Source organism: Mycobacterium pseudoshottsii JCM 15466 (genome assembly GCF_003584745.1).
In the GTDB taxonomy this organism is placed as follows: Bacteria; Actinomycetota; Actinomycetes; order Mycobacteriales; family Mycobacteriaceae; genus Mycobacterium; species Mycobacterium marinum.
This window is the reverse complement of the sequence record NZ_AP018410.1, coordinates 3180841-3196316: the sequence shown is the minus strand read 5'-3', so window position 1 is coordinate 3196316 and position 15476 is coordinate 3180841. Positions and strand designations below refer to the sequence as shown.

Here is a 15476-nt window from a genome sequence, read left to right as displayed (position 1 = left end):
TTAGCTATGGACATACTGGTCCGTAGCCGCGTAACCTCGCACAGATCACCCGTTCAGCGCCCAGTGAGCAGTAAGGAGCCGCCATGAACGTCGCCGGTGTCAGTCCAGTCGATCGCTGGTCCAACGGGAAGCGTGCGGCGCCGGACTTCACATACGTCCGGTACGAAACGATCGACGACGGCCGTATCGCGACGATCACCCTGAATCGTCCGAAACAGCGCAACGCGCAAACGCGCGGAATGCTGGTGGAGTTGGGTGCCGCCTTCGAACTTGCCGAAGCTGACGACACCGTCCGGGTGGTCATCCTGCGCGGCGAGGGGCCCGCCTTTTCCGCCGGGCACGACCTGGGCTCGGCCGATGATGTCCGGGAACGCGCCCCGGGGCCCGACCAGCACCCCACCTATCAGTGCAATGGCGGCACCTATGGCGGGGTGGAGTCACGCAACCGCCAGGAGTGGCACTACTACTTCGAGAACACGAAGAGGTGGCGCAATCTGCGCAAGATCACCGTCGCCCAGGTGCACGGGACGGTGCTGTCGGCGGGTTTGATGTTGGCCTGGTGCTGTGACTTGATCGTCGCTGCCGATGACACCGTATTCGCCGATATCGTGGGCACCCGTCTCGGCATGTGTGGAGTCGAGTACTTCGGCCACCCGTGGGAGTTCGGCCCGCGCAAGGCCAAGGAGTTCTTGCTTACCGGCGACTCGATCGGCGCGGACGAAGCCCACGCGTTGGGCATGGTGAGCAAGGTATTTCCGGGCGAGGATCTAGCCGATAGCGCGATCGAATTTGCGCGCCGCATCGCCAAGCTACCGACGATGGCTGCGCTGCTCATCAAGGAATCGGTGAACCAGACCGTGGACGCCATGGGTTTCACCACGGCGCTGGACGGGTGCTTCAAGATCCATCAGCTCAATCATGCCCACTGGGCCGAGGTCACCGGCGGAAAGCTGTGCTACGGCACCGTCGAGTATGGACTCGACGACTGGCGGGCCGCTCTGGAGATTCTGCCCGCGACCAAGCGGCGGCCCTGAGCAAGGGAGCGCCGCACGTGGACGTCGCTTACCCGCCCGAGGCGGAAGAGTTTCGCGAGCGGGTCCGCGCGTTCTTGGACGAGCACCTGCCGTGCGGCTGGTCGGGGCCTGGCGCTCTGGCGGTGCAGGACCGCAAGGCCTTCGCTGCGAGGTGGCGCCAACTCCTGGTGGCGGCCGGGTTGATCGCGGTGTCCTGGCCCAAGGAGTACGGCGGGGGCGGTTACTCCCCCGTCGAGCAGGTGGTGCTCGCCGAAGAGTTCGCCCGCGCGGGAGCACCCGAGCGCGAGGAGAACGATCTGTTCGGGGTCGATCTGCTGGGCAACACGTTGATCGCCCTGGGAACCGAAGCGCAGAAGCGGCATTTCCTGCCGCGCATCCTCACCGGCGACGATCGCTGGTGTCAGGGTTTCTCTGAGCCCGAGGCCGGCTCGGATCTGGCCTCCGTGCGGACCCGAGCCGTACTCGATGGTGACCAGTGGGTGATTAACGGTCAGAAAATCTGGACATCGGCCGGATCCACCGCCAATTGGATCTTTGTCTTGGCGCGAACGGATCCCGTTGCGCCCAAGCACCAGGGGCTGTCGTTGTTGTTGGTGCCGATGGACCAGCCCGCCGTGGTAGTTCGGCCGATCGTCAATGCCGCCGGACATTCCCTGTTCAATGAGGTCTTCTTCGCCGACGCCTGAACCGGCGTTGCCAATGTAGTGGGCGAAGTCGGCAGCGGCTGGACGGCCGCCATGAGCCTGCTGGGTTTCGAACGCGGCGCGCAGGCGACCACGGGGGCGATCGACTTCGCCCGTGACCTGTCGCGGTTGTGCGATCTGGCCCGAGCGCGGGGCCTGGACAGCGACCCGCGCATCCGAGACCGGCTGGCGTGGTGTTATTCCCGCACCCAGATCATGCGCTACCGCGGCTACCGCAGCCTTACCTGGGCACTGAACGGGGTGTTGCCAGGCGCTGAAGCGGCGATCAGCAAGGTCATCTGGAGTGAATACTTCCAGCGCTATACCGAGCTTGCCGTGGAAATCCTCGGGTTGGACGCGCTCTGCCCCAGCGGCCCGGGCAATGGTGAGGCGCGCGTTGTTCCGCAGGCCGGTACCGCCAACTCCCCTGCCTGCTGGATGGACGAGTTGTTATACGCGCGCGCCGCGACGATCTATGCCGGCAGTTCGCAGATCCAGCGCAATGTGATCGGCGAGCAATTGCTCGGGCTCCCCAAGGAACCACGCCGAGAAGCCGTGCACTGACATGGATTTCCGCTATAGCACCGAGCAGGACGACTTCCGCGAGTCGTTGCGGGGCTTTCTTCGCGATCAGGCCCCACCGGCGCGGGTACGTCAGGTTGCCGCCGTGGGTGGCCATGACAAAAAACTGTGGCACCGGCTTTGCGCCGAACTGGAACTGCCCGCGCTACACGCCCCGCCGGAGTACGGCGGAGCGGGCGGCACGCTGGTGGAGACCGCGATCGCATTCGGTGAACTCGGCCGGGCACTGACCCCGGTTCCCTTCGCCGCAACGATCCTCGCGATCGAGGCGATACTGCGCATGGGTGATAGCGAGCAGCGCAAGGGCCTGCTCAGCGGTCTGCTCTCCGGCGATCGGATCGGGGCGCTGGCGGCGGCCGGACCCGACCTATCCGTGACCTCGGTGCGAGCCGGCCGGCGCGACGGTCGCCCGGTACTCACCGGCGAGTGCGCCCCGGTGTTGCATGGCCATGTCGCGGACCTGTTCGTCGTCCCGGCCGAATCCGACGGTGCGGTGATCCTCTACGTGGTGGACGCCGCTGCCCCAGGGGTCGCCGTCGTCGGACTCCCCTCGTTCGACATCACCCGTCCGGTCGCCAAGCTGCGACTGGTTCGGGCCCCGGCGGAAGCCTTGGCCGCGAGCTCAGCCGACGAGGTAGCCCGACTACTGGACGTGGCCCGGGTGCTGCTGGCCGCTGAGATGCTCGGTGGTGCCGAGGCATGCCTGGATCTGGCGATCGAATACGCCTGCAGTCGCAAGCAATTCGATCGGCCGATCGGCTCGTTTCAGGCCGTCAAGCACCGCTGCGCCGACATGATGATCGAGATTGATGCCACCCGCGCTGCGGTGATGTTTGCGCAGCTGTGCGCGGCAGGCGGGGACGAACTGCACGCCACCGCCCCGCTGGCGAAGGCGCAGGCCGCGGACACCTACGTATTGTGTGCGGGCTCGGCTATCCAGGTTCACGGCGGGATCGCCTTCACCTGGGAACACGACCTGCATCTGTATTTCCGCCGGGCCAAGACGACCGAAGCCTTGTTCGGCAGCAGTGCGCATCACCGGTCGCTGTTGGCCGATCGTGTCGGCCTCTAGCCGGTGAGCGACGGTGCCGATCTAGGTGCCGACTGCTGCCAGCGCCGCTTCGTAGTCGGGCTCTTGCGCGATTTCCGGCACCAGTTCGGTGTAGGAAACTTTGCCGTCGGCGCCGATGACCACGATGGCCCGGGCAAGGAGTCCGGCCATCGGGCCGTCGGTGATGGTGACGCCGTAGGCCTCACCGAAGCCGTCGCGGAACGCCGAGGCGTTTGTCACGTTCTCGATCCCCTCCGCCCCACAGAATCGCTTCTGCGCAAACGGCAGGTCTTTCGACACGCAGAGCACGTTCACTCCGCTGGCGGCGGCACGCTCGTTGAAGGTCCGAACACTGGTTGCGCACACCGGTGTATCGATGGACGGGAAGATATTCAGCACGACGGCCTTGCCGCGGAACTGGTCGCTGCTCACCGTTCCCAGGTCATCACCGGTAAGGGCGAATGCCGGGGCAGGAGATCCGACGGCGGGCAGTTCGCCGACAGTGTTGATCGCATTTCCACGCAGGGTTATCTGTGCCATGGGCACAGTCTGCCAAGACCGTCAAAGCGACCCACGATCAGGTCCAGACCGGGCTGACCCGCCGCTGTTGGTGCCCAAAGGACACCTTCAGCATGAATACGAAACCCGCGCTCCGAACGCCTCGACCACATGGGTCGCTGTGACCTCATGGACCATGGCGCTGAACTGTTCGTCGAAGAAGCCCCGATCCTCGAGGTGGGCCTCGATGCGCGGCAAGATATATCGATCGATCGGGCAGTCTTGCAGGATGTGGCTGTCGAAATTGCGTGCGATCGGGCTGGTGTCGCAGGCGCCGAGGAACGGGCACTGCGTGCAGACCGAATCCTTCAGTGCTGTCTCTTCCGCGACAAGGTAGCCGTAGGTGGCGCCATCCACGATGTCCTCGATGGTCGTCTCGGTGATATTGCCGAGGTCCCCATGCTCACGGTAGGCATCGCAGCTGAGTCTGCCGTCACGGTCGATGACGAGGACGTCGTTACCCAACAGCGCACGGTCTTGGCTCGGGCGCTCCAAGCCCATGCGCTTGAGGATCACGGTGCGCAGATACTGATCAAGAGGATCGACCCGCGGGGTCATACCGGCCGAGACCCGCAGGTCGAAGAACACCATCAACGCGTCGAGGATGTCGGACTTGTCGACGGTGACGCCGTTCATCGGACGCGCCGCGGGACCGCTGAACAGTGGGAGCAGTCGTGTCGGCTTCTGGAGCTGGCTGATCTCCTCGAATACGCGCTGAATCTGGCTGACGGTGTGCCCAGCCAACACCGTGATGATGCTGAAGGGTAAGCCCCGGTCCTGCAGACGGCGGATGTTCGAACGTACCGCCGCCTCTGTCCGCTTGCCTCCCGCCGTCAACCGCACGCCTTCGGCGAAATCTACCGAGATACCCAGTTCAACGTCATGTTCTTCGAAGACGTCGAGGTGCTCGTCGCGAACGGAATACAGGTTCGTTTGCAGGACATTTCTGACCCGGCGGCTTTGTAGCCAGTCGCTGGGGAAAACCTCTCTCTGCAATGCGAACACTCGTTCAAAGTATTCACGCGGCAACAGTGTGGGCTCGCCCCCGTGCCAAATGATGTCCACGGGGATGTCGTAGCCGCAGCGCCGGGTCGTCAGATCGGCGTAGTCCCGGATGGCGACTAAAGCGTCCCGCCAGACCGACTCCGACATCCTTGTCGGGTCCGATAGGTGCCCAGGGCTCCGGCGTTGTTGATTAGCAGGCTGGTGAGCTGGGGAATTGTGGATTGAGGAGGTCTAGGCGGCGGTTGGCGGTCAAAGCGGTGATCCGGCAGGCTTCGGCGATGTTGTCGGCGCCGTTGAGGCGGTGCAGATTGATCGCGGTGTTGCGTAGCGTTGCTAGGACCTGTGCGCCGTTTCCGGTATGTGCCCTTTGACGGTCTTCGTCGAAGGTGACGTCGCGTATCCAGTGCAGGCTGTTCTCGATTCCCCAGTGTTGACGCATCCAGGTCATGATCGCGGTAGGGCGGGCGTGCTCGAACGGCAGGCTGCAGATGGCATAGACCACCTCCACGCTGCGCTGGTCGGTGGCGGTGATCAAGCGTTCACGAGTGATCCGGATGATTTGTTTTGCGTAGGGGAAGCCGATTCCTCGTGCAGCGGTGATGATTTGCGGGGTGCGGGTCTCGACACGGCCGTGGCCGCGGGAGTCGTCGGTAGCGGCTGTGGGCACCTCGGCCCAGGGCAGCGCGGTGATACGCGCAAGTATTTTGGCTTGGTTGGGCTTGACGATCATCAGGTAGTGCGACTTCAAGGTGGCGCAGATCAACTTCGCGGTGACGACCTGGGTATGCATCGCATCCACGGTGACCAGCCACCGCAAGCTACCCGGCAGCAGCGTGAGCAGGGCGCGTACGCAGGGAATTTCATTGCTTTTCTCGGCGACAGCGAGTTGACCGAGCACCAATCGGGCACGGTGGGCGAACACCGACACGAGATGCGTGGCTGTCGCTTTGGCGCGTAAAGCACCACGCAGCATCTTGCCGTCCAACGCGATCGGCACCAATCCACTGGGGTCGCTGCTGGCCACGTGTGCAGTGAAGTAACTGCCTATCCTGGCGTTGAGGTCGGCGGGGTCTAGCCGAGACAAAACAGCGCGGAAGGTCTTCTCACTGGGCCGCCGGAACCGGACCCCTAATTGGGCCAACACATCATCGGGAGCGGTGGCCGCCCATGTGGCAAAACCAGCATAGCCGCGCATCCCCGCGGCAGTGGCCAGAACCGCGATCGCCAACAAAGCCATCAGCGAATACCTCCGACCGCGTGGGCCCCTCGGGTCTGGCACCGAGGCCAACACATCGAGAAACTCCGATCCGATGAGCTCGCTGCGCTCACCAGGACTCCAGCGGTCGAACACCTCTGGAACCGACGACACAGGCAATACTGAAACGGTAGGCACGGGCAACTCCAGACCAACGACGAACAGTAACCAACTCGATCGTTCTCCAGATAGCCCGTGCCTACACTCCGGCCCCAATAGCGCGGCACCAAAGATCATCAACCCAGCTCACAAGCCTGCTAATCAACAACGCCGGAGCCCTGGATAGGTGCTCCCACTCGTAACAGTATTTGCAACTTAGATTGCAGAGCTTGCTGGTCTTAATTACCCATTGCATAGCGGCACTCCCAGTCCGAAGACTGACACTTCTTCCCCTATTGGCATCGCTGCCGATCAACCGGCAGGAGGTAGAACACGGCCCAATCGGGGATATCTCCAGCCGCGGCGGTACCACCTACCAGGCGGCCATTTTCAATCACCAATGTCTTGCCGCAGGCCAGGACGTAGGTGCCGGTGGGTGTGACATCGATGGTCGTGCCCGCCGAGACCAACTCTGCCGCTGTAGCGGACTTGCTGGTCAGCGTGCTGACTCGGATCTCTTGTCCGTCGATGGTCTCAAGTGTGATGATGCTCGGGCGGAAAGTGTTCTTGGAAGCCGTGTTTCGTCCTTCGGCGAGGGCCGAAATGACCGACGTAGCGGTCGCCGACTCCAACGCCTCGATGATCACCTTGCTGACGGCTGATTGGGCGGTTTCCTGCAATATCGTCACGTTGTACTCCTTACGTTAAGTGGCTGTACTGCTATCGCTTGCTCGATGTGGTCAATGTGGCATATGTGACCTATTCGGCCTATGCGGCTGAGTGACAGCCGCCCTTCGCCAACGACGCAAGACAATGTGGTATGCAAACCATACACGATATTCATCATGATGTCTGCATTGGCGAAATGCGGCCGCAAATTCGAGCGCAATTCTAATTTGCCATTCTGGTATCGGGTTCACCCCAGGGCTCCGGCGTTGTTGATTAGCAGGCTTGTGAGCTGGGTTGATGATCTTTGGTGCCGCGCTATTGGGGCCGGAGTGTAGGCACGGGCTATCTGGAGAACGATCGAGTTGGTTACTGTTCGTCGTTGGTCTGGAGTTGCCCGTGCCTACCGTTTCAGTATTGCCTGTGTCGTCGGTTCCAGAGGTGTTCGACCGCTGGAGTCCTGGTGAGCGCAGCGAGCTCATCGGATCGGAGTTTCTCGATGTGTTGGCCTCGGTGCCAGACCCGAGGGGCCCACGCGGTCGGAGGTATTCGCTGATGGCTTTGTTGGCGATCGCGGTTCTGGCCACTGCCGCGGGGATGCGCGGCTATGCTGGTTTTGCCACATGGGCGGCCACCGCTCCCGATGATGTGTTGGCCCAATTAGGGGTCCGGTTCCGGCGGCCCAGTGAGAAGACCTTCCGCGCTGTTTTGTCTCGGCTAGACCCCGCCGACCTCAACGCCAGGATGGGCAGTTACTTCACTGCACACGTGGCCAGCAGCGACCCCAGTGGATTGGTGCCGATCGCGTTGGACGGCAAGATGCTGCGTGGTGCTTTACGCGCCAAAGCGACAGCCACGCATCTCGTGTCGGTGTTCGCCCACCGTGCCCGATTGGTGCTCGGTCAACTCGCTGTCGCCGAGAAAAGCAATGAAATTCCCTGCGTACGTGCCCTGCTCACGCTGCTGCCGGGTAGCTTGCGGTGGCTGGTCACCGTGGATGCGATGCATACCCAGGTCGTCACCGCGAAGTTGATCTGCGCCACCTTGAAGTCGCACTACCTGATGATCGTCAAGTCCAACCAAGCCAAAATACTTGCGCGTATCACCGCGCTGCCCTGGGCCGAGGTGCCCACAGCCGCTACCGACGACTCCCGCGGCCACGGCCGTGTCGAGACCCGCACCCCGCAAATCATCACCGCTGCACGAGGAATCGGCTTCCCCTACGCAAAACAAATCATCCGGATCACTCGTGAACGCTTGATCACCGCCACCGACCAGCGCAGCGTGGAGGTGGTCTATGCCATCTGCAGCCTGCCGTTCGAGCACGCCCGCCCTACCGCGATCATGACCTGGATGCGTCAACACTGGGGAATCGAGAACAGCCTGCACTGGATACGCGACGTCACCTTCGACGAAGACCGTCAAAGGGCACATACCGGAAACGGCGCACAGGTCCTAGCAACGCTACGCAACACCGCGATCAATCTGCACCGCCTCAACGGCGCCGACAACATCGCCGAAGCCTGCCGGATCACCGCTTTGACAGCCAACCGCCGCCTAGACCTCCTCAATCCACAATTCCCCAGCTCACCAGCCTGCTAATCAACAACGCCGGAGCCCTGGGGTTCACCCTTAGCAAGTAATGGCGTTGGAACGAGGGATTCCGGCTGGCGGTGCCGGCATCACGCCGGTCGCGCGCCGCTCGGCCTTCTCGCTGCCGAGCTTGCGCCGCGGTCGAGATGTAGCGGCCGCCGAGATCCTGTTTACGGTTTCGGGGTCGGGCCAGCACAATCAACAAGCGCGGATTGATGCGGCGGGTCGACTTAGCGAAGGCGGGCCAATGACGACACGGCAGGATCGAAAGGCCAAGCGGCGCAGCTTGATGCAGCACCTCACGGCGCTGTGCGTGCGCTACGTCGAACGCTTCATGCCAGATCCGTACCTGTTCGCGGTCCTGCTTACCGTCATCGTGGTTGCGTTGGTCGCGCTACTGGTCCGGGGCGCAACGCCGAGCGGCGTCCTCAACGCCTGGTACGACGGTGTCTGGGGATCGCAGAACATCTTTACCTTCGCGTTCCAGATGGTGCTGATCCTGGTGACTGGTTACACGCTCGCCGAAGCGCCACCGCTGAAGCGGGCGATCGTATTCGTCGCCAGTAAGCTAACGAACCAGATTCAAGGCGCTCTGCTGTGTTTTAGCCTGAGTGCCGCATTGTCGCTGCTGAATTGGGGGCTCGGTCTGGTGGCGGGCGCCCTGGTCGCTCGCCAGGTGGCGAAGCGACTCGAGGGCGTGCATTTCGGCTACCTCATCGCAGCCTCATTCATGGGCTTTATCGTCTGGCCCCAGGGCCTGTCGTCGTCGATCGCGCTGGCGAACACCGACTCCAAGAGCCCAATCAATGTGATTCACAAGATGACCGGAATCAACGTGCCGCTGCGGCTGACGATCTTCCAGCCCTACAGCTGGGTGGCCGCGGCGGCGGTACTGGTGCTGCTGGCCATCGCGATCCGGCGCATGGAGCCGGCGCGTCGCCTCGAGCCGGACCCCGCGGTCTTCGCGGACGAGGAAACGCCATCGGGCCCCGCCACAGGCCACCGGACGTTTGCTGACTGGTTGGAAAACCTGTGGATTCTCAACGTGATCGTCTTTGTCGCGGGACTAACATACTTCTGGCTAAGTGGTTTTGCGCTGAACATCTCGTCGATGATCATGCTGTTCACCGTGACGGGAGCGTTGCTACATCGCACGCCAATTCGCTTCATCCGGGCGTTTTCCGGCGCGGCCAGAGTGTCGGGCCCGCTGCTGCTGCAGTATCCGCTGTACGGTGGGATCATCGGGCTTCTGGGTTATCTGCCCTCGCAAGCACCCGCGGGTTCGGGCAAGCCGCTGCAGACGGTGCTCGCCGAGGTGCTGGTCAGCGGCGCGAACCAGTACACCCTCCCTTTCCTGACCTTCGTCGGCTCGATCATCATCTCGCTGTTTGTGCCCTCCGGCGGTGGACACTGGGCGGTGCAGGGGCCAGTCGCGGTCGACTCGGCGCTCGTGCTGGGCCAACATTCGCCGGCCTACCTCGGACTGATCTCAATGTCGGTGGCAATCGGCGAGGCGGTTGCCAACATGATTCAGCCGTTCTGGCTGCTACCATTGCTGGCAATCGCGAAACTCAATGTCCGTCAGGTAATGGGATTCACCATCATCGCCTTCCTGATCGGTTCGGTGGTCTCCAGCGCCGCCGTCCTCATCGCGCTGCACATCCTATGAATCGATCAACTCCGGCGCCTACCAATGCACTGACATGTGCTCCCCTGGACTCATTACTCGGCTGCCGGTGCGGCGGGGACACGCCGGCAGCTGACGGCCTGGCCTAATTTGTGGGGTACCCGACCTAGACGACATAGCGGAACCTGAGCAGCATTGAGCCCATGGCCCGCAAGGTGGTTATCGTCGGTTTCCCCGGGGTCCAACCGCTCGACGTGGTGGGACCGTTCGAGGTGTTTGCGGGTTCATCCCTGCTGAGCGAGGGCGGTTACGACGTGGCGCTCGCATCGATCGACGAGCGTCCGGTGGCCACCGGAATCGGCTTGGAATTCATGACCACGCGGCTGCCAAACCCGAGTGCGCCGGTAGACACCGTTGTGCTCCCCGGTGGCGGTGGCGTCGATGCCGCACGCGACAACGTGGCGCTGATGGACTGGGTCAAAGCCGCTGCGGGTACTGCACGGCGCGTTGTCACCGTGTGTACCGGCACATTTTTGGCCGCCGAAGCGGGGCTGCTCGACGGTTGTCGGGCCACCACACATTGGGCCTTCGCCGACCGACTGGCTCGTGAGTTTCCCGCCGTCGACGTCGATCCTGACCCGATCTTCATCCGCAGCTCCCCGAAGGTGTGGACTGCCGCGGGAGTGACGGCGGGTATTGACCTCGCGCTCGCCTTGGTCGAGGGCGATCACGGCACCGAGATCGCCCAGACGGTTGCCCGCTGGCTGGTGTTGTATCTGCGTCGCCCCGGCGGCCAGACGCAGTTCGCGGCACCGGTGTGGATGCCACGGGCCAAGCGGCCTTCGATCCGGGACGTGCAGGAGGCGATCGAGGCCCAACCGGGTGGCCCGCACAGCATTGAAGAGCTGGCCCATCGGGCGGCGATGAGTCCCCGCCATTTCACGCGGGTATTCACTGGTGAAGTTGGCGAGGCGCCGGGCCAGTATGTCGAACGCGTCCGCACGGAGGCCGCGCGACGACAGTTGGAAGAGACCGAGGACACCGTCGTGGCAATCGCGGCCCGCTGCGGGTTCGGTACCGCTGAGACGATGCGGCGCAACTTCATTCGCAGGGTTGGCATCTCACCAGACCAATACCGCAAGGCCTTCGCCTGACCGGAAGGGAGAATACCGATGCCCCAGTTCGCTTTCGTTGCTTACCCGGGTTTTACCGCTCTGGACATGATTGGCCCGTACGAGGTATTGCGCAATCTCCCCCACGCCGAGGTGCGTTTTGTCTGGCATGATCCCGGACCGATCACCGCCGACTCGGGGGTGCTGGTGCTCGGCGCCACGCATTCGCTGGCTGAAACTCCTGCGCCTGATGTGGTCGTGGTTCCGGGTGGCCCGGCTACTCCCGTGCATGCGCGCGATGAGAAGCTACTCGACTGGCTGCGCCAAGCCCATCGGAGCGCCAGCTGGACTACTTCGGTGTGTTCGGGCTCGGTAATCCTGGCCGCGGCCGGCTTGCTCAAAGACCGGCGCGCGACTTCACACTGGCTGACCATCCCGGCGCTGAAGGCGTTTGGCGCGATTCCGGTCGCTGACAAGCGAATCGTTCAGCAGGACAACATCATTACGAGTGCTGGCGTGTCCGCGGGACTGGACTTGGGGCTGTGGCTGGCCGGGCAAATCGGTGGCGAGAGCCGGGCGAAAGCGATCCAGCTGGCCCTCGAATACGATCCTCAGCCGCCGTTCGATTCCGGTCACATGTCGAAGGCATCGGCGAGCACGAAGGTTGCCGCGACGGCGCTGTTGTCGAAAGATAGCGCCACGCCGGTCAACTTGAAGGCCGCCACCATGTTGGCGTGGCAGCAGGCGCTGGCGGCGGCTCGGGCGCGACGGCGCAAGCGCCAGCCGGTTGACTCGACGCCGTAGCGGACCCGGCCCGTCTTCGCGCGGTCGCCATTGCTCCAGCGACGCCATTTCCACCTTCACGCCTCCGGCTGGGGATAGCTGGGACAAAACAGCGGTGCATCACCGAGGAGTAAGACGGTAAGGTACAGCCCGGTTGCCCTGACGACCATGCCGGCGCCGAAAATTGCTGGCAGCCGGATCCATTCGCGGCCCCGTATGAATGTATAGCTGAGCACGAGGTAGAACCCGCCGAACAGCAGCGCCGAAACAAACCCGACGGACAGTTGCACAAAACGAGGGTTGGCCATCATCAGCGGATCGGCACCGCCTATCTGAGCGTAGAGGAGCCGTGCTGCCGGGTTGTGCGAATGCGGATTCGGGCGGCCAACCATGTTGGCGGTATCGATCACCAACGATGTACATGCGAACGTTGTGAATGCGACGACGAAGAACCAGTGATATCGTCGCTCGCGCAGCGGGATCGACAACGATGGGGCATCGTGTCGACCGGTATGGTCAGGCCCGGCGGGCCTGGTTGTCATGCTCCGAATGGTAGGCGGGTCACCCTTGGGTGTGGATGAATCCACCACGGACAGCGGCCCCGCACCGATGTTGGGGTGCGGCCGTATGGTCTGGTCTATGGGACAGATTGTGTTCGACACCGCGACGACTCTCAACGGCTGGATCGCCGACGAAAACAATTCGCTGGCTTGGCTGTTCGCGGTCGACCAAGGCGGACTGCCCGAAAGCGGACTGGTTCCGACCGAAGCGACAGTCATGGTGGAGGGCTCGACAACCTACCAGTGGGTCATTGAGACGGAGAGCATTCTCGACCACCCCGAGAAGTGGCAGCAGTTCTATGGCGACAAACCAACATTCGTCTTCACTACACGTGAGCTGCCCGTCCCCGCCGGCGCAGATGTGCGGTTCGTATCCGGCTCAGTCCTCGATGTGCTGCCGACGATAGAAGAGGCCGCGGGCGCCGGAGACATCTGGGTGGTCGGTGGCGGAGACCTTGCCGGCCAGTTTCTCGATGCCGGCGCCCTGGATGAGATCAGGTTGTCCGTTGCGCCCGTAGCCTTGGCCGGCGGAGCGCCGCTACTCCCGCGATGCATCGGGGCCGATCGGCTCCGCCTGGTTTCCGCCGCTGCTCATGGGCAGTTCGCCCGTCTTGTCTACACCGTCACCTCACCAGAGTGACCCCCTACTGCCATGAAGTCCCCGGGCAGGTCAGTCCCGACGGTCCGACCCCGTCGCTCGCGCGCCGATGATCCGCTCTGCGACCTCGGTGAACGCATCGCGCACCGCGACCGGCTGTTCGATCCAGGGGAAGTGCCCGGCCTCGGCGATGACGCGCCGGATCACGTTGTGTGCCTGGAAGCGCTCGGTTTGCCACAGCGACTGCGTAACGATGCGATCGGCCGCGCCGCTGACGATGAGCGTCGGTAGTCTGGTCGGCCACCAGGCCAACCGGTAGCTGCGATCGAAGTTCGCGTCCGACCATTGCGTCGCACCCGTGTTGTAAGGCAGCCGGGCCAGCATCCGCGCGCCCCTGGCGACGCTATGTTCAGCGAAGTTCCAGGGCGCCGACTCGACGGTAACGGCGCGAAGATTCTCCGGTGTTTGATCGGATTGGTAGCGGGCCATCGCCTGCTCGACGCCCGGCAGCCAATTGTTGCGGGTCATCTCCTCGAAGGCCGGCATCCACGAGGCATCAGGAGCGGTGCTGATCAATACCAGCCCCTCGAGCACTGCATCCAGCGCGGGCGTCGACAGCAGGTACTCGCCCCCGGTGGAATGCCCGACAAACACGGGATGCGGGACTTGTCGGGCCGCTTCCGCGACAACCCGCGGCCACAGACGATAGGGATCCTCGGAGGCACCCGGCGCATTGACGTTGGAGCCATCGCCGGGAAGATCGACCAGCCAGCAGGTGCCGGGGACATCGACCGTGTCGACCAGTTCGTGCAGGCTCTCGGAGCCGATTCCCGGGCCACCGGGCAGAAATAGCCAATTGAGGTCACCGGCGCGAGCGATCCGGCGAATCAGGCGTACCCCGGATCGGGTCCACTGGACGTGGTGCATGTGCGCGTCGGCCCAGCCGGGTTGCGGCAACCTAGGGCCCGGGCTGCAGGATCTGGTCGGAGGCGAGCTGGCCGCCGGCCAGCAGCCAGGCAGCTATCACCCGTGGCGCATCCCGGTCGGGGTTATAGATGTCTTCCTCGCTGCAGAACAGGCCGTCGCCGGCGTAGACGAGTCGAGTCCAGTTCGGGAACCAGAACGGCTCACCGTTTGGATCGGTCGGGTAGTCAAGGCTGTTCTTGATCATCAGGACAACAGCATCGTTGTCTTGGTCGTAGGCGGTCCAATCCGAGGGAAAGCGCATATGCGGGAAAGGCGCCATGACCGCAACGATCCACTCGCGCACCGCCTCGCGGCCATGGAAGACCCCATAGTGGTGTTCGGTGTAGACGACATCCTCGGTGAACAAGTCTGCGAACGGTCGCCAGTCGCCGGAGGCTGAGCACCCCTCGACGACGGTGGTGTAGTGCCTGACGGCTTGTTCTATCTCGGCCTTGGTGAACCTGCCCATACCGGACACACTAGAACGTGTTTCGGTTGGAGGTCACCGTCTGAAGGGACTGGCGAATGAGCGTGTTGGATCTGTTCGACTTGAGCGGCAAGCGCGCCCTGATCACCGGGGCGTCCACCGGCATCGGAAAGAAGGTGGCGCTGGCCTATGCCGAGGCCGGGGCCCAAGTCGCCGTTGCGGCAAGGCATTCCGATGCGCTGCAGGTGGTTGCCGACGAGATAGCTGGGGTCGGCGGCAAGGCGCTGCCTATCCGCTGTGATGTCACCCAGCCTGACCAGGTCAGGGGCATGCTCGACCAGATGACCGGCGAGCTGGGTGGGATCGACATCGCCGTCTGCAACGCCGGCATCGTCTCGGTGCAGGCGATGCTGGACATGCCACTCGAAGAGTTCCAGCGCATTCAGGATACGAACGTGACCGGTGTCTTTCTCACCGCACAAGCGGCAGCCCGGGCGATGGTCGATCAGGGCCTTGGCGGAACGATCATCACGACCGCGTCGATGTCCGGACACATCATCAACATTCCTCAGCAGGTCAGCCACTACTGCACGTCCAAGGCGGCGGTTGTTCATCTGACCAAAGCCATGGCCGTGGAGTTGGCTCCGCACCAGATCCGGGTGAACAGCGTCAGCCCGGGCTACATCCGCACCGAGCTCGTTGAGCCATTGGCGGACTACCACGACCTATGGGAGCCAAAGATTCCGCTGGGACGAATGGGCCGGCCCGAAGAACTCACCGGCCTCTACCTCTACCTAGCCAGTGCGGCTTCCAGCTATATGACCGGCTCGGACATCGTGATCGACGGTGGGTACACCTGCCCCTGACCCCGAATCCG

Annotated in this window: 15 protein-coding genes and 1 pseudogene; 9 read left to right on the top strand and 7 right to left on the bottom strand. The window is 63.3% G+C overall.

The genetic code is table 11. The annotated features are described in order from the left end of the window. The first annotated feature begins 83 nt into the window (after positions 1-83). The 3 genes and pseudogenes from MPSD_RS14495 (at position 84) to MPSD_RS14485 (ending at position 3371) form a co-directional block, all read left to right on the top strand. A complete protein-coding gene (locus MPSD_RS14495) occupies positions 84-1034 on the top strand; it encodes an enoyl-CoA hydratase (RefSeq protein WP_086085843.1) in 951 nt (316 codons plus the stop codon). 17 nt (positions 1035-1051) lie between these two features. Continuing rightward, positions 1052-2281: pseudogene (locus tag MPSD_RS14490) on the top strand (acyl-CoA dehydrogenase). A gap of 1 nt (position 2282) precedes the next feature. Then, positions 2283-3371: an acyl-CoA dehydrogenase family protein gene (locus MPSD_RS14485; protein WP_012394562.1), complete on the top strand. Its 1089-nt coding sequence runs from the start codon at positions 2283-2285 to the stop codon at positions 3369-3371. Positions 3372-3392: 21 nt separating this feature from the next. Here MPSD_RS14485 and tpx read toward each other — a convergent pair whose 3' ends face one another. From tpx to MPSD_RS14460, 4 genes are all read right to left on the bottom strand, one after another. Next, on the bottom strand, positions 3393-3890 hold the full coding sequence (tpx, locus tag MPSD_RS14480; RefSeq protein WP_011740785.1) for a thiol peroxidase: 498 nt from the start codon (positions 3888-3890) through the stop codon (positions 3393-3395). An 87-nt stretch (positions 3891-3977) separates the two neighbouring features. After that, the gene (locus MPSD_RS14475) at positions 3978-5060 is read right to left on the bottom strand and encodes a radical SAM protein (RefSeq protein WP_020787363.1); all 1083 of its coding nucleotides are present in this window, start codon (positions 5058-5060) and stop codon (positions 3978-3980) included. A gap of 43 nt (positions 5061-5103) precedes the next feature. After that, positions 5104-6306, bottom strand: coding sequence for an ISAs1-like element IS2404/ISMul1 family transposase (locus tag MPSD_RS14470; protein ID WP_420811922.1), 1203 nt, complete (start codon positions 6304-6306; stop codon positions 5104-5106). A gap of 254 nt (positions 6307-6560) precedes the next feature. Next, positions 6561-6956 carry a hypothetical protein gene (locus MPSD_RS14460; RefSeq protein ID WP_020787364.1) on the bottom strand — a complete coding sequence of 132 codons (396 nt, stop codon included), beginning with the start codon at positions 6954-6956 and terminating at the stop codon, positions 6561-6563. 376 nt (positions 6957-7332) lie between these two features. Between MPSD_RS14460 and MPSD_RS14445 the strand changes: the two genes are divergently transcribed. The 4 genes from MPSD_RS14445 (at position 7333) to MPSD_RS14425 (ending at position 12069) form a co-directional block, all read left to right on the top strand. Further along, positions 7333-8535, top strand: coding sequence for an ISAs1-like element IS2404/ISMul1 family transposase (locus MPSD_RS14445; protein ID WP_420811921.1), 1203 nt, complete (start codon positions 7333-7335; stop codon positions 8533-8535). 238 nt (positions 8536-8773) lie between these two features. Then, a complete protein-coding gene (locus tag MPSD_RS14435; RefSeq protein WP_036427306.1) occupies positions 8774-10195 on the top strand; it encodes a TIGR00366 family protein in 1422 nt (473 codons plus the stop codon). 161 nt (positions 10196-10356) lie between these two features. Beyond that, the gene (locus tag MPSD_RS14430; protein WP_086085747.1) at positions 10357-11307 is read left to right on the top strand and encodes a GlxA family transcriptional regulator; all 951 of its coding nucleotides are present in this window, start codon (positions 10357-10359) and stop codon (positions 11305-11307) included. Between the two features lie 18 nt (positions 11308-11325). After that, positions 11326-12069: a DJ-1/PfpI family protein gene (locus MPSD_RS14425; protein ID WP_012394556.1), complete on the top strand. Its 744-nt coding sequence runs from the start codon at positions 11326-11328 to the stop codon at positions 12067-12069. A 56-nt stretch (positions 12070-12125) separates the two neighbouring features. Here the strand turns inward: MPSD_RS14425 and MPSD_RS14420 are convergent, their stop codons facing one another. Beyond that, complete coding sequence (locus MPSD_RS14420; protein WP_020787367.1) at positions 12126-12536, bottom strand: hypothetical protein; 411 nt, start codon at positions 12534-12536, stop codon at positions 12126-12128. Positions 12537-12687: 151 nt separating this feature from the next. Here MPSD_RS14420 and MPSD_RS14415 point away from each other — a divergent pair, with 151 nt between their 5' ends. Then, positions 12688-13248 carry a dihydrofolate reductase family protein gene (locus MPSD_RS14415; RefSeq protein WP_012394554.1) on the top strand — a complete coding sequence of 187 codons (561 nt, stop codon included), beginning with the start codon at positions 12688-12690 and terminating at the stop codon, positions 13246-13248. Between the two features lie 30 nt (positions 13249-13278). On the opposite strand, the gene MPSD_RS14410 is transcribed toward MPSD_RS14415, so the two are convergent. Together MPSD_RS14410 and MPSD_RS14405 are read right to left on the bottom strand one after the other, a co-directional pair. Continuing rightward, on the bottom strand, positions 13279-14133 hold the full coding sequence (locus tag MPSD_RS14410) for an alpha/beta fold hydrolase (protein WP_020725363.1): 855 nt from the start codon (positions 14131-14133) through the stop codon (positions 13279-13281). A 31-nt stretch (positions 14134-14164) separates the two neighbouring features. Continuing rightward, positions 14165-14641: a nuclear transport factor 2 family protein gene (locus MPSD_RS14405; protein ID WP_020787369.1), complete on the bottom strand. Its 477-nt coding sequence runs from the start codon at positions 14639-14641 to the stop codon at positions 14165-14167. Positions 14642-14697: 56 nt separating this feature from the next. Here MPSD_RS14405 and MPSD_RS14400 point away from each other — a divergent pair, with 56 nt between their 5' ends. Then, on the top strand, positions 14698-15465 hold the full coding sequence (locus MPSD_RS14400; RefSeq protein ID WP_020787370.1) for an SDR family oxidoreductase: 768 nt from the start codon (positions 14698-14700) through the stop codon (positions 15463-15465). Positions 15466-15476: the final 11 nt, after the last annotated feature.